Raw genomic sequence first — 16882 nt, 5'->3', positions numbered from 1 at the left:
GACTGTGGGGGCCGACGCGAAGCGGCGGCGCAGCCCCCTCCACCAGCTTCGCTGGTCCCCCTCACCCAAGAGGGGAGGATCAGCCTCGCCAGCGGTCAAGCTCAACAGCCGCTGGTATAAGCAGAGCTCAGCGCCGGCAAAGGCTTAAGGCGCCGGCCGCCGCGGCTTGACGCTCCGGGACCGCCTCTATAGACACGGCGGCGTTCCAGAGGGCTGCGACCTTCGCCGTCGCGGTCGTTTCCGTGTCTGATCCATGCCCGAGCCGCCGTACCCGCGCGACGAGGCGCTCAAGCGCTTCGACGAGCGGTACGACGCCTTGGCCGCTTCGAGCCGGCGGACGCCTAGGCAGTACGGCTCCGACGAAGGGGCCGGCGCCGGCTACAGGCTGATCGGGGAGCTGATCGGCGGGGTGCTGACGGGCCTGGGGCTCGGCTGGCTGCTCGACCGGTTCGCAGGAACCGCGCCCTTCGGCCTGATCGGCGGCGTGCTGATCGGGTCCGCTGCGGCGATCTACCTGGCGGTCCGCTCGGCGGCCCGCATGTCGGCCCCAGCGCCGGCGAGGACACAAGACTCGGCGCCCGCGCCGGTGAACATGAACGAAGGTCCCGACGACGGGGCTTGATGAGAGGGCTGATCGGGCATGGCTGCGCCGATGGAGCAGTTCGAGATCCACAGGATCGTCGAGCTGCCGAAGATTGCGGGGATCGACTTCTCGATCACCAACGTGACCCTGGCGATGCTCGCCTCGGGTGTGGTGCTGTGCGGCCTGTTCGGCCTGGCGGCGAAGCCGGCCGTGGTCCCGGGACGGCTGCAGAGCGTGGGCGAGCTGCTGTTCGAGCTGATCGACGACCTCGCCCATTCGATCATAGGCCATGAATATAAGCGCTACGTGCCGCTGGTGTTCACCCTGTTCACCTTCATCGCCGCGATGAACCTCTTGGGCATGCTGGTGGTGATCCCCACCGCGACCTCCCAGCTCGCCATCACCGCGACCCTCGCCATCCTGACCATCGCCGTGGTGCTGGTGGTGGGCTTTGCGCGCAACGGCCTGGGCTTCTTCAAGCTGTTCATGCCGTCCGGCGTGCCCTGGTACCTGCTGATCCTGATGATCCCGATCGAGATCATCTCCTTCCTGGTGCGTCCGCTGACGCTGGCGCTGCGGCTGTTCGGCAACATGATCGGCGGCCACGTGGTGCTGAACATCTTCGGCAGCTTCGTGGTCTCGCTGGCGCTCCTGGCGCTCGGCGGCGGCGTAGCCTCGCTGGCCTGGCTGGTCTCGGCCCTGTCGCTCGGCAGCGTGGTGGCCCTGATCGCGCTGGAGTTCATCGTGGCCTTCCTGCAGGCCTTCGTGTTCGCCGCGCTCGCCTGCGTGTATCTCAACGACGTCGTGAACCTGCACAGCCACTAGCGACGGCGATCCACTCCAACCTCCCTCTACCTAAAGGAACGACTGAAATGGACGTAGCAGCCGCCAAGTACATCGGCGCGGGCCTGGCCATGCTGGGCATGATCGGCGCGGGCATCGGGCTCGGCATCCTGTTCGGCAACTACCTGAACGGCGCGCTTCGCAACCCCTCCGCCGCCCCTGGCGAGCGCCCCATGCTGTTCCTCGGCATGGCGCTGACCGAGGCGCTGGGCATCTTCGCGCTGGTGATCGCCTTCCTGATCCTGTTCGTGAAGGTCTGAGCCGGACGCGTTAGGAGACCGGCCGGATGCCTCAGTTCGACTTCGCCACCTGGCCGGGCCAGATCGCCTGGGCGCTGCTCATCTTCGCAGGGTTGTTCCTGGTGATGCGCGGGCGCTTCCTGCCGCGCATGCGCGCGACCATGGAGGCGCGCCAGGGTCGCATCGAGGGTGACATGGCCGACGCCCGGCGCCTGCGCGACGAGGCCGAGGCCCAATCCGAGACCGCCCGGGCCGAGACCGCCGAAGCCCGCGGCCGCGCCCAGCGAACCGCCAGCGAAGCCAAGGCGCGCGCCGCGGCCGCCTCGGCCAAGCGCAACGCTGAGCTGGAAGCTGAACTCTCCGTGCGCCTCTCGGCCGCGGAGGACCGTATCCGCGCCTCCCGTGACCAGGCCATGACCCAGGTGGGCGGCATCGCCAACGACACGGCGGCCGCGATCACCGAGCGGCTGACCGGCTCTGCGGCGTCGGGTGCGGAACTCGCCCGCGCCGCCCAGGCCTGAGGAGAGTGCAGATGGCCTTGTTCCAGAACGCCGAGCTGTGGGTCTTCGTCGGCTTGGCGCTGTTCTTCGTGATGATCACCTTCCTGAAGGTGCCTCACTCCGCCGCCAAGGCGCTGGACGACCGCGCCGCCAAGATCCAGAGTGCGCTGGATGAAGCCGAGCGGCTCCGCGCCGAGGCTCACACCCTGCTCGACTCGCTGAAGTCCCGGCGGGCGGAGGCGGAGGCCCAGGCCGGGCAGATGATGCGCGACGCCGAGGAGGAGGCCCGCCGGCTTGAGGCCGACGCCAAGGTGAAGCTGGAGGAACAGATCGCACGGCGCACCGCCTTGGCTGAGCGCCGCATCGCCCAGGCCGAGACCCAGGCCGCCGCAGAGGTGAAGGCCGCCGCCGCCGACCTCGCCGCCCACATCGCCGAGACGGTATTGCGCGGCCGGTTGGAGGGCATGACCTCCGATCCGCTGGTGGACCGGGCGGTAGCGCAGCTCGGCGCTCGGCTGCACAGCTAGACCGTCCCATCCCCCGCCACGCAGGGGGAGAGAAGAACGTCTTACGCCGCCGCCCCACCCGGCGACATCGGCGGCTCCGCAACCTTTCCCTTCGCATCCGGCTTCGGTCGTGCTGCGCCCAGCGTATCCGCCATGTAGGCCCCGCGCTTTCCCATGGGCAGCGGCTTGCCGGCGGTGGTGTCGACCGCGGTCTGGTGCTCGATCTCGGAATTGATCTCCGCGCCGAACAGAATCGTGATGATCGACACCCAGATCCAGGTCAGGAAGCCGACGACCGCCCCCAGGGATCCGTAGGTCTTGTCGTAGTTGCCAAAGTGGGCGACGTACTGCGAGAACAGCAGCGAGGCGGACAGCCACAGCACCGCCGCAAGCGCGCTGCCCGCGGTGACCCAGCGCCAGCGCTCCAGCTGGCGGCTCGGCCCGTAGCGGTAGAGCACCGTGATCGCACCGACCGCCACCAGCAGCAGGAACGGCCATCGCAGCAGCGCCAGCGCGCTTCCCTTGTAGCCCACGAAGGCCAGCACCACCGGCACCACGATCACAGCCCCCGCCGCCAGGATCACGAACACCAGGCCGCCGAGGGTGAAGGCCAGGGAGACCAGGTTCAGCTGGACGAACTTGCGCTTCTCCCTCTCCTCGAACGAGATGTTCAGGCCCACCATCAAGGCCTTCATCCCGGAATTGGCGCTCCACAGCGACACCAGCAGGCCGAAGATGAAGGTAAAGCTCAGCCCCGCGTGGTGGGCGGCGGCCAGACGCTTGATCTGGTCGGAGACAAAGCCCAGCGCCTCGCCGGGCAGCACGCCGTTCAGGAGGCGGACCTGCTGCTCCGCCGTGGCCGGGTCGAAGAACAGCCCGTAGAGCGACACGAAGGCCGCCATGGCCGGGAACAGCGCCAGCAGGCCGAAGAAGGTGACGCCTCCCGCCACCTGGGGGATGTTGTCCCGGTTGAACTCGGTCCAGGCGCGCCAGAAGATGTCCTTCCAGCCCCGCATGGGGATTTGACCCGGATGCTCGGCGTTGCGGCCGCGGCCGGGCTCCAGCTCATGAGCGGCGATGACCTGCTGGGCGTGGGTCTTGGGGGGCGTGACCTGACGCTTCAGGAAGGACCACTCGAAGGCCGAGCGCTCCCGCGGCCAAGCCAGGATGACGCCGGCCGCCAGGAACCAGCCGAGCGCCTCCAGCCGTCCGTACTGGGGCCTCGGCCTTGCGACGGGGCGCGCCGGAGCGCGGCGGCTGGCGGCCTTGCCACGGCGCTTTGGCGACGCCGCCTTGCGCGGCTTGGACTTGCCGCCTTTCATCGCCTGGGCCGCGCGCCAGCCGACGAGGGTGCTCTCCGCCAGCGCGCCCAGGCCGCCGTGGCCGGTCACGCCCTGGCGCAGCGCCTTGAAGGTCGAGCGATCGAACGGCGATTTCATCGGCGGCCTCGGCCAAAGCGCACGATCATAGCTCGACCGCGTCCCTGGCAAACCCCGCAGCCGGACGCGCGTTCCAGGCGCCCTTTTCGAGCCGGCGCCAGGCCTCTATATATCGCAACACACAGTGATACAGTTAGTGGGGCCTATCATGATCGAACGAAGAGCCTTCGACAGCCTCGGCGGGGCGGACCACGGCTGGCTGCGCGCGCGCCACCACTTCTCCTTCGCGAGCTACCACGATCCGGCGCGCATGGGCTGGGGCTCCCTGCGCGTGTGGAACGACGACGAGATCGCGCCCCAGAGCGGCTTCCCGGCCCACCCGCACGCCGACATGGAGATCATCACCTATGTCCGCGAAGGCGCCATCACCCACAAGGACAGCCTGGGCAATACCGGCCGCACCGAAGCCGGCGACGTGCAGGTGATGTCGGCCGGCCGCGGCGTGCGCCATGCCGAGTTCAACCTGGAAGGCGACACCACGCGGCTCTTCCAGCTCTGGATCCTGCCGAGCCAGCGGGGCGGTGATCCCGCCTGGGCCGCCAAGCCGTTCCCGAAGGGTGACCGGGCCGGGCGCTTCGTGCCCCTGGCCTCGGGGTTCAAGGATGACGGAGACGCCCTGCCGATCCGTACCGACGCCCGGGTGCTGGGCGCCACGCTGACGGCTGGCGAGACCGCGCCCTACGAGACCGATGCATCCCGCCATCCCTACCTGGTGGTGGCCCGCGGCGCGGTGGAGGTGAACGGCGTGCGGCTCGACACCCGCGACGGAGCTGCGATCACTGGCGAGGCCGCGCTGCAGGTCAAGGCGCTGGAGGACTCGGAGGTCGTTCTGGTGGACGCGGCCTGACGCTTAAAGCTCTATCGCGCACCGCTCACCCACCGTCGGTCGCGAGACCACCACGCGCGACAGGCTCAGGAACTGCGGCCTCAGCCGCTCGGCGAAGAACAGGCACAGGTGCTCCAGCGTGGGTGTCTCCAGGCCCGGTGTCTCGTTGAGGTGGCCATGGTCCAGCTCGGCCGCCAACGCCTTCAGCGCCTCATCCAGCGCGCCGAGGTCCGACACCCAGCCCCGCGCGGCGTCGAGCGGCCCGCGCAGGCTCGCCTCCACCCGGAAGGAGTGGCCGTGCAGGCGCCGGTACTCGCCACGGGGACCGTCCGGCAGGCTGTGGGCGGCGTCGAAGCTGGCCGCCTTGGTGATCTCGAATAAAGGGTCAGGCATCGGGCGTCTGAGAGGTCCTACGGCAGGCCGAGGTATTTGTGCGTCTGCACGCTCAAACGCCAGCGGGGATGCGCCAGACAGTAGGCGACCGCCGCCTGGGTGTTTTCGAGCCGGGCTGGCCCGTCCATGGGCTGGAGCAGGAAGCGCTCGAAGGCCAGCCCCTCATAACGCGCCGGATCGACCCCGGACTGAGGGAAGACCAGCTTCAGCTCGGCGCCAAAGGTCTGGGCCAGAAAGTGGTCCGCCTTGGGGCTGACGCAGATCCAATCCAGGCCTGGAGGTGCGGCGAGAGTGCCGTTGGTCTCCACCGCCACCTCGAAGCCATGGGCGTGGAAGGCGGCGATCAGCGGCGGGTCAAGCTGGAGCAGCGGCTCGCCTCCGGTGCAGACCACAAGCTTGGGCTGGCCCTCAGGTCCTCGCCAGATCGCGGCGGCGGCGGCGGCCAGGCGTTCTGGAGTGTCGAAGCGGCCGCCGCCCTCCCCGTCCAGGCCGACGAAGTCGGTGTCGCAGAAGGTGCAGACGGCGCCCGCCCGGTCCTGCTCGCGGCCGGACCAGAGATTGCAGCCGGCGAAGCGGCAGAAGACCGCCGCTCGGCCCGCCTGGCCGCCCTCGCCCTGGAGCGTGAGGAAGAGCTCCTTGACGGCATAGCTCATAGAGAGGCTCGCCCCTCGGCGCCCCGCCACTCCGCCCAGCCCCGGGCGCGCAGCTCGCAGGCCGGGCAGGTCCCGCAGCCGTAGCCCCAGTCATGGCGCAGGCCCCGCTCGCCCAGATAGCAGGTGTGGCTCTCTTCCAGGATCAGTTCGATCAACGGATCGCCGCCGAACATGTGCGCGAGCGCCCAGGTCTGCGCCTTCGTCAGCCACATCAGCGGCGTGTCGATGGCGAACTCGCGCGCCATGCCGAGCCGGAGCGCCGCCTGCAGGGCGTCCAGCGTATCGCGTCGGCAGTCGGGATAGCCCGAGAAGTCGGTCTCACACATGCCACCGACCAGGCTCTGCAATCCGCGCCGGTCAGCGAGCGCGGCGGCATGGACGAAGAAGGCGAGGTTGCGCCCTGGCACGAAGGTGGAGGGCAGGCCGCGCTCGGTCACCTCGATGGCGCGCTCGGTGGTCAGGGCGGACTCGCCTATCGCCCCGAAGCCGCGCAGGTCGAGCACATGGTCCTCGCCGATCCGCCGGGTCCAGGGCGGAAAGCGGGCGCGGAACCCGGCGAGCACGATCTGCCGCGCCTGCATCTCCACCCCGTGACGCTGGCCGTAGTCGAAGCCCACGGTCTCGACATGGTCGAACCGCTCCAGCGCCCAGGCCAGGCAGGTGGAGCTGTCCTGCCCGCCGGAGAACAGCACCAGGGCGCCTTGTCCGCCCGCAGCGCCAGGGATGTCGGACGTGTTTGGCTGTGACATGACGAAGGGCGCCGGGGGAGCCTGATCGGAACGGAATGGCGGTCGGACGCAGGCGATGGACCGGAAGGCCGATGGGTGGTTTACACCACGCAGACAGCTGATGCGACCGCCCCTGAACGGCCACGGACCGGCGCGATGAGAGAAGCCTGGCCGTGAGTGGGGGGAGGACGACGTGGGATGATACTGATGCTGGCCGTCCTGGCCCTGACGAGCGGCGAGCCGCCGGCCGACGACCCGGCCATGGGGGTTGCTGAGCTCCAGCAGATGTATGACCAGAGCTGCGCGGCGCGGGAGTACGGCGCCTATGACGACCTGTGCGATCAGCTCTTACAGCAGCTGAAGGCCGCGCGGGTGGAGGCCGACCGGGAAGCCAGGCGAAGAGCGGTGCTGGCGCGCCGCCATCCCGCGGTCCCGCCCGCTTACGGATCCCAGCCGCCTGTTCCCGCCGCGGGTCCACCCGCGCCGTCTGGACCCGCCCTCCCGCCTTCCTGAGACCGGGAGACAGGAACGTCAGTGCCTGGGCGCGGGGGCGGCGTTCGAGGCCGCGGGGGGCGGCGGCTTGCTCCCCTTCGTGGTGTCCTGGACCTTGATGATGGCGGGTCCCAGGATCACGATGAAGATGACCGGCAGGAAGAACAGGATCATCGGCACGGTCAGCTTGGCGGGAAGCTGCGCCGCCTTCTTCTCGGCCGCGGCGATCCGCATCTCGCGGTTCTCCTTGGCCATGACGCGCAGCGCGCTGCCGAGCGGGGTGCCGTAGCGCTCCGCCTGGGTCATGGCCGTGGCCACCGACTTGATGCCCGGGTGGTTGGAGCGGCGGGCGAACCCCTCATAGGCCTGGCGGCGCTCGGGCAGGTAGCTCAGCTCGGCGCTGAGCAGCGCCATCTCCTCGGCCAGCTCGATGGAGCTTGAGCCCATCTCGGCGGCGACCTTCTGGATCGCGGCCTCGATGGACATGCCCGATTCGACGCAGATCAGCAGCAGGTCAAGCGCGTCGGGGAAGACCGCCATGATCGAGGCCAGCCGCTTGCTGGCGATATTGCTGACATAGATATTGGGGCCGTAGAATCCGATCACGAACAGCACGCAGACGGCGACGAAGCGCATCTGCGGCGGCCAGTTCACGCCATGCAGGCCGAAGAAATAGATCAGGCCCAGCAGCGCCAGCACGAAGGGCGTCACGAAGCGAAAGAAGTAGAAGGTGGTCAGCGGCTTCGGTCCGCGGAAGCCGGCGGTGGCCAGCTTGTCGATGACCTTGGGATCCTCCAGGAGCTTTCGCACCTGGAGCCGCTCCATGATGTCCTTCAGGACGCCGTTGTCCTGGCGCCTGAGGCTGGCGTCCTTGATCTGCTGGCGGGAGCGGCGACGCAGCTCCTCGCGACGGGTGGCCACCGACTTCAGGCGACCTTCCAGCTTGTCGCCCTTAAGGGCCGGGGCGGCGATGCTCACCACCGTGCCGAAGCACATCAGGGCGATCGCGGCGGCGGCGATATTCAGCGGGTTGTCGAGGGTGGCGACGAGGCCGGTCATGCGTTCAGCCTCCCCGTCAGAACTTGAAGTTGATCATCTTGCGCATCACGAAGATGCCCAGGCCCATCCAGAACGCGCCGATCATCAGCATTATGTGACCACGGGAGTCCTGGTACATCGGGTCCATGTAGCGGGGCGTGGTGACCTGGACGAGCATCATGATCGCCGGCGGGAGAACGCCGATGATGCCTGCGGACGCCACCGCCTCGCCGGACATGGCCTTGATCTTCTCCGCCATCATCTTGCGCGAGCGCAGCACGACGGACAGGTTGTTCAGCGCCTCGGCCAGGTTGCCGCCGGTCTTCTGCTGAATGCCGAGCACGATGGCAAAGAAGCGCACCTCGTTGGTCGGCATGCGGGTGAACATCTTGTCCAGGCCCTGATCCATGGACATGCCCATGCCGAGGTTCTCGACCAGCATGCGGAACTCCTCGTTCAGCGGCTTGGGCGCCTCGGTGGAGATGACCTTCAGGCAGTCGTGGACCGGCAGGCCGGACTTGATGCCGCGCACGATCACGTCGGTGGCGTCCGGGAAGGCGGAGGTGAACTTCTTGATGCGGCGCTTGGCCAGGAAGCCCAGCACCCAGCGGGGCAGGCCCAGCCCCGCCGCGAACGCCAGGCCCAGCGCCTCAAGGAAGTTGCGCGAGACGATGAAGCCCAGCACCAGCATGACGCCGGCGATGACGGCGCTGCTGATCCAGAACCCGCGGACATTGGCCATCAGGCCCGCCTGCTGCATGCGGCTTTCCAGCGACAGCGACTTCTTGCGCTGCTGGCGGTCGATGGCCTTGAGGTCGGTCAGGATCTTCTTGCGGCGGTTGACCTGCTGATCCTGAGTGTTGCGCCGCGAACGCTCGACCTTGGAGGTGGTGGCGAAGCTCTGGGCGCGCTTCAGCACCTTGCCGTTGAACCCGTTGGTCCAGCCGAAGGCGAAGACCACTCCCCCAACGGAGGCGCCGGCGAGCAGGAGGGCGAGAAGGACCAGCACGCCGTCTACTCCGCCGCGTCCAGGGCTTCGGCGAGTTCGCGCTCAAGGCCGTAGTAGCGGGCGCGGTCCCAGAAGCGCGGGCGGGCGATGCCGGTGGAGCGGTGGCGGCCCGCCACCTTGCCATGGGCGTCCTCGCCAGTGATCTCGTAGAGGAAGAGGTCCTGGGTGATGATCACGTCGCCCTCCAGCCCCACAACCTCGGTGATGTGGGTGATGCGGCGGGAGCCGTCGCGCAGGCGCGCGGCCTGGATGATCACATCGATCGAACCCACGACCATTTCCCTGATGGTTCGGGACGGCAGGCCGTAGCCGCCCATGGTGATCATCGACTCGATCCGGCTGATGGCCTCGCGCGGGCTGTTGGCGTGGAGCGTGCCCATGGAGCCGTCGTGACCGGTGTTCATGGCCTGCAGCAGGTCGAAGGCCTCGGGCCCGCGGACTTCGCCGACGATGATCCGCTCGGGCCGCATCCGCAGGCAGTTCTTCACCAAGTCGCGCATGGTGATGGTGCCCTGCCCTTCCAGGTTGGGCGGGCGGGTCTCGAGCCGCACCACGTGGGGCTGCTGCAGCTGCAATTCGGCGGCGTCCTCGCAGGTGATGATGCGCTCGGACGGGTCGATGAAGGCGGTCATGGTGTTGAGCAAGGTGGTTTTGCCCGATCCCGTACCGCCGCTGATCAGCACGTTGCAGCGCGAGGCGCCGATGACGCCCAGCACCCGCGCGCCCTCGGGACTGATGGAGGCGTACTCCACCAGGTTGCGCATGGTCAGCTTGTCCTTCTTGAACTTCCGGATGGTCAGGGTGGGACCATCCAGGGCCAAGGGAGGACCGATGACGTTGACGCGGCTGCCGTCCGGCAGGCGCGCGTCGCAGATGGGCGAGCTTTCGTCGACACGACGGCCGACCTGGCTCACGATCCGCTGGCAGATGTTCATCAGCTGCTGGTTGTCGCGGAACCGGACGTTGGTCAGCTGCACCTTGCCGCCGACTTCGATGAACACCCGGCCGGCGCCGTTGACCATGATGTCTGCGATGTCGTCGCGCGCCAGCAGGGGCTCAAGCGGGCCGTAGCCCAGCACGTCGTTGATGATGTCCTGGACCAGGTGCTCCTGTTCGGCGCCGGACATGGAGACGTTCTTGATCGCCACCAGCTCGGCGACGATGTCGCGGATCTCCTCCGCGGCGGCCTTGAGGTCGAGCTGGGCCAGCTGCGCCAAGTCGATGGTGTTCAGCAGCGCCGTGTAGATGGTCGTCTTGGTGGCATGGTAGTAGTCGCTCTGCTCGCGCACGATCTCGGCGACGGCCCCAGGCTGGCTGGTGCCGCCCTGGGCCGCCTTCAGCTGCTCGAAGGCGGCAGTCTGGCGGGGACCGGTCTTGTCGACCGCGGCGCTTTTACCCTTAGCGGGTTCGGGCCGCGGGGGCTCGGCGGCCCTGGGCGGCTCCTGCCGCTGCGGGCGCGTGGAGATTTCCGCACCGCCCGGAGGGATGGGGGGGGGAGCGGTGGGGTCGGGCGCGCCGGTGGCGCTGCGCTTGCCGAACATCGGGCGTGTGTCCTCAGTCGCGCTTGCGCAGGCGCTCGATCAGGGAAGTCGCAAACCCGCCCGCCAGAGAGGCGGTCTTGGGCTTGGGCGCCGTGGGCGCCTCGCGACGCGACAGCATCTGGGCGAACTGGATCACGCCCTCGGCCACCTTGGCCTTGGGGTTCAGCTCCTGCACCATCTGGCCGTTGTTGGCGGCCTGGCCGAACAGCTTGGCGTCGAAGGGCAGCACCATGGCGGGCTCGAAGCCCAGCGCCTTGGAGAAGTCCTTCACCGGGATCTCGGGCCGGCCGGGCACGCCCACCTGGTTCAGGATCAGGAAAGGCGGGCTGTCGTTCGGGCGCGCCTTCTTGACCAGGTCCAGCAGGTTCTTGGCGTTGCGGAGGGAGGCGAGATCTGGGGTGGCGACCACGATCACGTCATCGGCGGCCAGCAGGGTGCGTCGCATCCAGGTCGACCAGAGGTGGGGCAGGTCGAGCACCACGTAGGGCGCGGTGGCGCGGATCTTGTTCAACACCTCCTCGTAGGTGTCGGCGTTGTGCTCGTGGTCCTCGTCGAGCGAGGCCGGCGCGGCGAAAAGGCTCAGCCGTTCGCCGCAGCGCGCGGTCATGCGGTCGAGCAGCACCGGGTCCAGCCGGTCCGGCTTGGACAGGGCGTCGGCGAAGCCCTGCAGGGGGTCCTGGTTGAAGTCGAGGCCCGCGGTGCCGAACGGCAGGTCGTAGTCCACGATCGTGGTGGCGGCCTGCATGTGCTCGGCCAGGGCGTAGGCTATGTTGTGCGCCAGGGTGGAGGAGCCGACGCCCCCCTTGGCGCCCAGGAAGGCCAGGGTGCGCCCGATGAAGGGCGTGGCCGGGTCGGAGTACAGGGTGGTGATCGCGCGGATCATCTGCAGCACGTTGATCGGCGGGACCAGGTACTCGCTGACGCCGCGGCGCATCAGCTCTCGGTAGAGGGGGATGTCGTTGTGGGTGCCGATCACCACCACCTTGGTGCCGGGGTCGCAGACCTCGGCCAGCTGGTCGAGCTGTCCGAGCAGCACGGCCGCGTCGTCGGCGCTCTCGGCGATCACCAGAGAAGGGGTGGGCTGGTTCTGGTAGAGCGCCAGGGCCTCGGCCAGGCCGCCGGAGCGCACGATGGTGTTGGCGCGGGCGAGCCGGCGATCCGCACCGACCTGCTCGGCGATGGCGGCGGTCTCGGCGCGCTGGCAGAAGATGTGGATGCTGATGCGCGGAACCGTCACCTCGCCCAGCGCCGCTTCCGCGTTGGCGAGCAGGGCGCCAATCGGGTTGGGCGCGTCTTCCGGCGCGACGGTGGCTTCCGTCACCGCCTGGAGGCGAGGCGTGGGCAGCAGAGGGAAATCCATGTCGTCGTCCGGCGCCTGGGACAGGGCGGTCGGCATGGCGAACTCGTCGTCGGCGTCGAAACCTGCGAGCGAGTCTTCGAATTCGGCCTGGGCGGACCTCATCATATTGCCCCTTCCCGTGTGAAGGCTGGATGCATCGTCATTGCGGGGACGAGCTGGAGGTCTTGCCGTCCGCCTGGTCGTCCTTGGCGGAGGAGGTGACCTCGCCCTTGCGATACTTGTCGAGCACCATGGATCGGCGGACATTGTCGCCCGGCGTCATGACCGCCGGCGCCACCAGGTCGCGAGGATTGGCGATCTGGGCGGCGATGTTGCTGGTCACCGCGCATCCGAAGTGGCCGAAGGTGGAGTTGTGACCGGTGGCGGTCAGGTCCGCCCAGCCACCGCTGCAGTTAGGCCCCTGCGCCTCGAAGCGGTCGTAGCTGGCCAGGAGCGGCGCGCCGGGCGCGCGGTTGGAGGCGTAGCCGCTCACCTGCAGCCGTTCGCGAGGAACGCCGAGCTTGATGAGGTAGGCGGAGGCCTCGTCCTGCATGTGGCGCGCCGTGGAGGGGTCGGCGCCGTCGGTGGGGGAGCGCACGCTGACCATGCCGCCGCCGTCGTCGCGCCACTGGCTGACGAACTGGGCCAGCGCCGCCTTCTGCGTGATCGAGAGGCCGCTCCTGTGCAGGCCGATGGCGATCTGCTCGGGATGGCTGGTGACGGTCAGCCCGTAGTGCTCGGTGGGGGTGAGCGCCAGGGACTGGGGGTTGCTGTCGGCGGCGCAGCCCGCAAGCGCTGCGGCCGCCGCCAGGATCGCCGGAAGGCTTGCGCCGCGGATCATCGCCTTATTGCACGACATAGCCGAAGGGTCCCTGATAGCTCTTGCCGGGCAGAGGCGCTGCAGGCCGGCTGAACCCCTGGTTCAGCTTCCCGAGCAGGTAGGCCGAGGCGTCGTCGGCCACCTGCAGGCCGTCGGCGGGGGTCTGGATCAGGTCGGGCCGGGTGGGCTTGACCAGATAGGGGGTGACGATGACCACCAGCTCGCTCTCGCCCTGCAGGTAGTCGCGCGAGCGGAACAGGGCGCCGAGCACCGGCAGGCCGCCGAGCCCGGGCAGGCCGGAGATCGACTGCTTGTTGCTGGACTCCAGCAGGCCCGCGATCATCATCGCGCCGCCGGAGGGCAGCTCGACCGTCGTCTCGGCGCGGCGCACGTTCAGGCCGGGCACCGACAGGGTGATCCCCTGCCCCGTCGTCGCAGTGCCCGTCCCGGAAGTGGTCGATGCGGTGGTGCCGGACGTGGTGCTGGCGGAAGACGTGCCGCTGCTGAGCGAGAAGCCGCCGATGTTGGTCAGCTCGGAATATTCGGTGGACAGCTTCAGCGAAATGCGGCCGCTGGACAGCACCACTGGGGTGAAGCCGAGGCCCACCCCGAACTGCTTGAACTCCACGGTCACGCGGCCGTTGTTGTCCTCCGACACCGGCACCGGGAACTCGCCGCCAGCGAGGAACTTGGCGCTTTCGCCCGACACCGCGGTCAGGTTCGGCTCCGCCAGGGTGCGGACCAGGTTGGTCTGCTCGAAGGCCTGCAGCACGCCTTCGGTGCTGGTGCCGTAATTCCCGTTGGAGAGCTGATTGAAGAAGGTCTGATACGACGCCGTCAGGCCGCCCAGGGCCGAGCCGTTGACGCCGTAGACCGCCTGGGTCGCCGCGCTGAACTGGCTGGCCCGGCTGTCGAGCTGGGCGACCAGGGCCTGCAGGCTGACGCCGAGCTGCTTGATGATCTGGCGGTTCACCTCGATGATGCGGACCTTGAGCATCACCTGCTCGGGTCCGGCCACCGAGATCATGTTCAGCACGTTCTCGGGCTTCTCCACGAAGCTCTGGGCGACGCGCATCGCCTTGTCGGCGTCGGCGGCGTTGGGCGCCTCGCCGCTGAGGATCAGCCGGTCGTTCACCGCCTCCACATGGATGGAGGAGCCGGGCAGGACGTGGTTCAGGGTCTCGGCGACGGCGGAAGTGTCGTTGTCCACCCGGATGTTCAGGCGCAGGATCTGGCGGCCCATGCCGTCCACGAAGGTGGCGTCGGTCTGGCCGCCGTCCTGACCGAGCACATAGATGCGCCGGGGCGTGGAGAGCACCACGTCGGCGACCTTGGGATTGGACACCATCACGTCGCGGGCGTCCACCGGCAGTTCGATCACCGCCGACTTGCCCTTGGGCAGCGACAGGTTGCGGCTGGCGCTTCCCGCTCCGCCCAGGCTCACCTTCACGGTCTCCCCGTCGGGCGCGCCCCTGAGGCCCGGCCAGGCATGGGCCGGCTGCGCGTGGGCGTGGCTTCCGCCCGCCAGCAGCACGGCCGAGACCACCGCAAGACCGCTCATGTGCGCCAGCACGGTGCGGAGCGGCGCGCGCGGGTGTCCTGCGGGCCGGAGGCCGGGCGGCTTGATCTTAGGCGTCATTGGGGCACCACCGGCGTGGAAGCGGAGTTGCGGAACACCCGGATGGTGGCGCCCGCCGTGTCGTGGTTGTTCGCGCTGATCTCGGCGCCGCCGGCCGCGTCGGCGTAGGAACGGAGCGCCAGCGTCAGGGTGCCGGACGCCTTGGCGAGCACCAGATATTCGGCCTGCTTGGGCGTGGCCTCCACCGTGGCGGTGGCGCCGACGGCCGAAGCGGTCTTCTGGGCGGCCATGTTCTGGTCGATGGCGAGCACGCGGACGTTGCGCATCACCGTGCTGGTGACGAAGCCGTGGGTGGTGGTCGAGGCCGTGGCAACGCCGCCGCTGTCCACCTGGCGGGTCAGCAGCACGTCCACATGGTCGCCGGGCAGTATGAAGCCGCCGGCGGCGTTCTCGGCGGTGAGCGGCAGGGCGACGGCGCGAAGGCCCTGGTCGAGGGTGACCGCCATGACGCCGGAGGCGCCCGCCCGCACCACCTTGGAGGCCATCAGCGGCTCATTGGCGCTGATCCGCTCCCGCACCAGGGCGCCCACGAACTGGGCTCCCTTGCCTTCCGCGGGGTTGCTGATGGCGTCGCTGGCGACGGTGGTCAGGGCGCCCGCGGCCCTTTTGAACTGGTTCTGGGTGGAGGCGGCAGCCTTCGCCGCTGCTCCGTCGGTGACGTAGGCAGGATTGAGACCGTCTGCGGGCCAGGTCTGCCAGGCCATGTCCACGCCCTCGACCCGATCCCCGACAGGCAGGTCGCGCTTGGCCACCAGCACGCGCACGGTCGGCTGGGGTGGCGCGACGGGAGCGACCACGATGGGCGCCGGCGGCGGCTTGGCGCCGGCCAGGCCGTGCATCAGCACGCCGACGCAGCATATCCCCGCCAAGGAGGCTACACCGAGGATGGCCATGCGGGCCGTATTCATGCCTGGTCTTCCCCGCGAACTCTGCGCATCAGTCTTGCTGGTGTATCGATGAGACCATGAACCCGTCTGGTTAACGGCCGGCTAAGCGTGGGCGGACGACCTGCCGCGCCCCTGCAGGATCACCCGTGGACGAGCCGGGCCAGCGGCGAGGACGGGAAGGCGGCCAGGGCCCCCACCGCGATCGCCACCCCGTAGGGAACGTCGCCGCCCGGCTCCAGCAACCGCCCGACCCAGCGCGGGCCGGCGGCGGTCACGAACCCGGGCATCCTGCGTGCGGCCAGCAGACTCACGGCCAGAGCGCCGCCGGCCACCGCGGTCCAGAGCAGGAAGGGGACGATGCCGGCCGGCCCGAGCCACAGCAGGCAAGCGGCCGAGAGCTTGGCGTCCCCTCCACCCATGACCCGGAAGGCGAACAGCCCGACGCCGGCCGCCAGGGCGCCCACGCCGATCGCCATGCAGAGCGCGAAGCTGGTGAGTGGCAGGCCCGCCGCCAGGGCCGCAGGCACGAAGGCGATCGCCAGGGCGGCGCTCAGCCGATTGGGGATGATGTAGCGGGTCGCATCGGTCATCGCGGCGGCGATGACGCCCACGGGGAAGACCAGCAGCAACAGGGTTTGAAGGACAGGCGGCATCTGAGGCTCCAAGTCTGTGGAGATCGTGCCCGCAGCCTGTGAAGGAATCATTGAGTCGAGCGCTTATGGCGGCCCGGCTTCGTGCGTCTTGCTCAGTGCGAGGCCAGGGTGTTCGACGCGACGTTGAACTTGTTGCTAATGGCCGTGAACGCCGAATTGACGCCGACTATGACCACCAGGGCGATCAGCCCCGCGATGAGCCCGTATTCAACGGCGGTGGCGGCGTTTTCATCGAGGATGAACCGCCCGATCGTGGCACGCATCACCAGCCTCTCCCCTGAAACGACAAGGGTCGCGGCGCCGGAACGCCGCGACCCCCTTACGCTAGGCGGACTGCCGACTTAGGACGCGGTGCCGGCCGTGGACACGTTGCCGGCGATGGCGGTGAACTTGGCGCTCAGGTTGTTGCCGAGCGTGGTGGCGCCGGCGATGATGACGACGGCGATGAGGGCCGCGATCAGGCCGTACTCGATCGCCGTGGCGCCCGACTCGTCCTTCATGAAGCTGGTGACGAACTTCGACATGTTTTCAGTCTCCTGTTGATTAGCAAGCGGAAGCGGGTCCCGAGCACTTCCGCCCGCTTGACCCCGAACACATCGTCACAATGCCGCGAGCTCCTTAATGTCAGGTGAAAACAAGCACAGGCGCCTGATTTTTTTCCGTTTACCATGTTTACCGGTCATGCGCCGCCAATCAGATGGCTCGGATTTACTTGGTTTACCGAACAACCCTGGTGGCGATCCCACCTATATAG

The 16882-nt window shown here is 68.7% G+C and carries 21 protein-coding genes; 7 read left to right on the top strand and 14 right to left on the bottom strand.

Going from position 1 to position 16882, the window contains the following annotated elements:
- Positions 1-253: 253 nt before the first annotated feature.
- Genes HUV06_RS03450 through HUV06_RS03430 form a run of 5 tightly spaced genes read left to right on the top strand, consistent with a single transcriptional unit; the run spans position 254 to position 2692 of the window.
- Positions 254-622 carry an AtpZ/AtpI family protein gene (locus HUV06_RS03450; RefSeq protein WP_174299877.1) on the top strand — a complete coding sequence of 123 codons (369 nt, stop codon included), beginning with the start codon at positions 254-256 and terminating at the stop codon, positions 620-622.
- Between the two features lie 18 nt (positions 623-640).
- The gene (locus tag HUV06_RS03445; protein ID WP_174299876.1) at positions 641-1408 is read left to right on the top strand and encodes a F0F1 ATP synthase subunit A; all 768 of its coding nucleotides are present in this window, start codon (positions 641-643) and stop codon (positions 1406-1408) included.
- A 47-nt stretch (positions 1409-1455) separates the two neighbouring features.
- Complete coding sequence (locus tag HUV06_RS03440) at positions 1456-1686, top strand: F0F1 ATP synthase subunit C (RefSeq protein ID WP_174299875.1); 231 nt, start codon at positions 1456-1458, stop codon at positions 1684-1686.
- Between the two features lie 26 nt (positions 1687-1712).
- Complete coding sequence (locus tag HUV06_RS03435; protein WP_174299874.1) at positions 1713-2186, top strand: hypothetical protein; 474 nt, start codon at positions 1713-1715, stop codon at positions 2184-2186.
- A gap of 11 nt (positions 2187-2197) precedes the next feature.
- The gene (locus tag HUV06_RS03430) at positions 2198-2692 is read left to right on the top strand and encodes an ATP F0F1 synthase subunit B (RefSeq protein ID WP_174299873.1); all 495 of its coding nucleotides are present in this window, start codon (positions 2198-2200) and stop codon (positions 2690-2692) included.
- A gap of 41 nt (positions 2693-2733) precedes the next feature.
- On the opposite strand, the gene HUV06_RS03425 is transcribed toward HUV06_RS03430, so the two are convergent.
- Positions 2734-4110 carry a YihY/virulence factor BrkB family protein gene (locus HUV06_RS03425; RefSeq protein ID WP_174299872.1) on the bottom strand — a complete coding sequence of 459 codons (1377 nt, stop codon included), beginning with the start codon at positions 4108-4110 and terminating at the stop codon, positions 2734-2736.
- Positions 4111-4258: 148 nt separating this feature from the next.
- On the opposite strand from HUV06_RS03425, the gene HUV06_RS03420 reads away from it, so the two are divergent.
- Positions 4259-4957 carry a pirin family protein gene (locus tag HUV06_RS03420; protein WP_174299871.1) on the top strand — a complete coding sequence of 233 codons (699 nt, stop codon included), beginning with the start codon at positions 4259-4261 and terminating at the stop codon, positions 4955-4957.
- A gap of 3 nt (positions 4958-4960) precedes the next feature.
- On the opposite strand, the gene HUV06_RS03415 is transcribed toward HUV06_RS03420, so the two are convergent.
- Genes HUV06_RS03415 through queC form a run of 3 tightly spaced genes read right to left on the bottom strand, consistent with a single transcriptional unit; the run spans position 4961 to position 6731 of the window.
- Complete coding sequence (locus HUV06_RS03415) at positions 4961-5329, bottom strand: 6-carboxytetrahydropterin synthase (protein ID WP_174299870.1); 369 nt, start codon at positions 5327-5329, stop codon at positions 4961-4963.
- 17 nt (positions 5330-5346) lie between these two features.
- Complete coding sequence (gene queE, locus HUV06_RS03410) at positions 5347-5982, bottom strand: 7-carboxy-7-deazaguanine synthase (RefSeq protein ID WP_174299869.1); 636 nt, start codon at positions 5980-5982, stop codon at positions 5347-5349.
- Positions 5979-6731, bottom strand: coding sequence for a 7-cyano-7-deazaguanine synthase QueC (gene queC / locus HUV06_RS03405; RefSeq protein ID WP_174299868.1), 753 nt, complete (start codon positions 6729-6731; stop codon positions 5979-5981). Before queC ends, queE begins: the two co-directional genes overlap by 4 nt.
- A gap of 186 nt (positions 6732-6917) precedes the next feature.
- Between queC and HUV06_RS03400 the strand changes: the two genes are divergently transcribed.
- On the top strand, positions 6918-7223 hold the full coding sequence (locus tag HUV06_RS03400) for a hypothetical protein (RefSeq protein WP_174299867.1): 306 nt from the start codon (positions 6918-6920) through the stop codon (positions 7221-7223).
- An 18-nt stretch (positions 7224-7241) separates the two neighbouring features.
- On the opposite strand, the gene HUV06_RS03395 is transcribed toward HUV06_RS03400, so the two are convergent.
- The 10 genes from HUV06_RS03395 to HUV06_RS03350 form a co-directional block, all read right to left on the bottom strand.
- Positions 7242-8261 (bottom strand): type II secretion system F family protein, encoded by a 1020-nt coding sequence (locus HUV06_RS03395; RefSeq protein WP_174299866.1) that lies wholly within the window; start codon positions 8259-8261, stop codon positions 7242-7244.
- A 16-nt stretch (positions 8262-8277) separates the two neighbouring features.
- Positions 8278-9249: a type II secretion system F family protein gene (locus HUV06_RS03390; RefSeq protein ID WP_174299865.1), complete on the bottom strand. Its 972-nt coding sequence runs from the start codon at positions 9247-9249 to the stop codon at positions 8278-8280.
- Positions 9250-9254: 5 nt separating this feature from the next.
- On the bottom strand, positions 9255-10790 hold the full coding sequence (locus HUV06_RS03385; RefSeq protein WP_174299864.1) for a CpaF family protein: 1536 nt from the start codon (positions 10788-10790) through the stop codon (positions 9255-9257).
- Positions 10791-10803: 13 nt separating this feature from the next.
- Complete coding sequence (locus HUV06_RS03380) at positions 10804-12252, bottom strand: AAA family ATPase (RefSeq protein WP_174299863.1); 1449 nt, start codon at positions 12250-12252, stop codon at positions 10804-10806.
- Between the two features lie 37 nt (positions 12253-12289).
- A complete protein-coding gene (locus tag HUV06_RS03375) occupies positions 12290-12988 on the bottom strand; it encodes a CpaD family pilus assembly protein (RefSeq protein WP_174299862.1) in 699 nt (232 codons plus the stop codon).
- Complete coding sequence (locus HUV06_RS03370; protein ID WP_254600854.1) at positions 12975-14588, bottom strand: type II and III secretion system protein family protein; 1614 nt, start codon at positions 14586-14588, stop codon at positions 12975-12977. The genes HUV06_RS03375 and HUV06_RS03370 overlap by 14 nt, the downstream gene beginning before the upstream one ends.
- Entirely contained in the window at positions 14585-15496 is a 912-nt protein-coding gene (gene cpaB / locus HUV06_RS03365) for a Flp pilus assembly protein CpaB (protein ID WP_174299861.1), read from the bottom strand. Before cpaB ends, HUV06_RS03370 begins: the two co-directional genes overlap by 4 nt.
- Positions 15497-15615: 119 nt before the next feature.
- Complete coding sequence (locus tag HUV06_RS03360) at positions 15616-16128, bottom strand: prepilin peptidase (protein ID WP_174299860.1); 513 nt, start codon at positions 16126-16128, stop codon at positions 15616-15618.
- A gap of 92 nt (positions 16129-16220) precedes the next feature.
- Positions 16221-16391, bottom strand: coding sequence for a Flp family type IVb pilin (locus tag HUV06_RS03355; RefSeq protein WP_174299859.1), 171 nt, complete (start codon positions 16389-16391; stop codon positions 16221-16223).
- A gap of 78 nt (positions 16392-16469) precedes the next feature.
- Positions 16470-16652: a Flp family type IVb pilin gene (locus HUV06_RS03350; protein ID WP_174299858.1), complete on the bottom strand. Its 183-nt coding sequence runs from the start codon at positions 16650-16652 to the stop codon at positions 16470-16472.
- Between the last annotated feature and the right edge of the window lie 230 nt (positions 16653-16882).

Source organism: Caulobacter sp. S45 (genome assembly GCF_903642205.1).
In the GTDB taxonomy this organism is placed as follows: domain Bacteria; phylum Pseudomonadota; class Alphaproteobacteria; order Caulobacterales; family Caulobacteraceae; genus CAHJWH01.
Note: the sequence above shows the minus strand (reverse complement) of the source record. Positions and strands in the feature narration are given on the sequence as shown.

What these genes read in the sequence shown, in the direction of transcription:
- HUV06_RS03450 (WP_174299877.1), top strand. Translation starts at nt 254, where the DNA reads ATGCCCGAGCCGCCGTACCCGCGCGACGAGGCGCTCAAGCGCTTCGAC.
- HUV06_RS03445 (WP_174299876.1), top strand. Translation starts at nt 641, where the DNA reads ATGGCTGCGCCGATGGAGCAGTTCGAGATCCACAGGATCGTCGAGCTG.
- HUV06_RS03440 (WP_174299875.1), top strand. Translation starts at nt 1,456, where the DNA reads ATGGACGTAGCAGCCGCCAAGTACATCGGCGCGGGCCTGGCCATGCTG.
- HUV06_RS03435 (WP_174299874.1), top strand. Translation starts at nt 1,713, where the DNA reads ATGCCTCAGTTCGACTTCGCCACCTGGCCGGGCCAGATCGCCTGGGCG.
- HUV06_RS03430 (WP_174299873.1), top strand. Translation starts at nt 2,198, where the DNA reads ATGGCCTTGTTCCAGAACGCCGAGCTGTGGGTCTTCGTCGGCTTGGCG.
- HUV06_RS03425 (WP_174299872.1), bottom strand. Translation starts at nt 4,110, where the DNA reads ATGAAATCGCCGTTCGATCGCTCGACCTTCAAGGCGCTGCGCCAGGGC.
- HUV06_RS03420 (WP_174299871.1), top strand. Translation starts at nt 4,259, where the DNA reads ATGATCGAACGAAGAGCCTTCGACAGCCTCGGCGGGGCGGACCACGGC.
- HUV06_RS03415 (WP_174299870.1), bottom strand. Translation starts at nt 5,329, where the DNA reads ATGCCTGACCCTTTATTCGAGATCACCAAGGCGGCCAGCTTCGACGCC.
- queE (WP_174299869.1), bottom strand. Translation starts at nt 5,982, where the DNA reads ATGAGCTATGCCGTCAAGGAGCTCTTCCTCACGCTCCAGGGCGAGGGC.
- queC (WP_174299868.1), bottom strand. Translation starts at nt 6,731, where the DNA reads ATGTCACAGCCAAACACGTCCGACATCCCTGGCGCTGCGGGCGGACAA.
- HUV06_RS03400 (WP_174299867.1), top strand. Translation starts at nt 6,918, where the DNA reads ATGCTGGCCGTCCTGGCCCTGACGAGCGGCGAGCCGCCGGCCGACGAC.
- HUV06_RS03395 (WP_174299866.1), bottom strand. Translation starts at nt 8,261, where the DNA reads ATGACCGGCCTCGTCGCCACCCTCGACAACCCGCTGAATATCGCCGCC.
- HUV06_RS03385 (WP_174299864.1), bottom strand. Translation starts at nt 10,790, where the DNA reads ATGTTCGGCAAGCGCAGCGCCACCGGCGCGCCCGACCCCACCGCTCCC.
- HUV06_RS03380 (WP_174299863.1), bottom strand. Translation starts at nt 12,252, where the DNA reads ATGAGGTCCGCCCAGGCCGAATTCGAAGACTCGCTCGCAGGTTTCGAC.
- HUV06_RS03375 (WP_174299862.1), bottom strand. Translation starts at nt 12,988, where the DNA reads ATGTCGTGCAATAAGGCGATGATCCGCGGCGCAAGCCTTCCGGCGATC.
- HUV06_RS03370 (WP_254600854.1), bottom strand. Translation starts at nt 14,588, where the DNA reads ATGACGCCTAAGATCAAGCCGCCCGGCCTCCGGCCCGCAGGACACCCG.
- cpaB (WP_174299861.1), bottom strand. Translation starts at nt 15,496, where the DNA reads ATGAATACGGCCCGCATGGCCATCCTCGGTGTAGCCTCCTTGGCGGGG.
- HUV06_RS03360 (WP_174299860.1), bottom strand. Translation starts at nt 16,128, where the DNA reads ATGCCGCCTGTCCTTCAAACCCTGTTGCTGCTGGTCTTCCCCGTGGGC.
- HUV06_RS03355 (WP_174299859.1), bottom strand. Translation starts at nt 16,391, where the DNA reads ATGCGTGCCACGATCGGGCGGTTCATCCTCGATGAAAACGCCGCCACC.
- HUV06_RS03350 (WP_174299858.1), bottom strand. Translation starts at nt 16,652, where the DNA reads ATGTCGAAGTTCGTCACCAGCTTCATGAAGGACGAGTCGGGCGCCACG.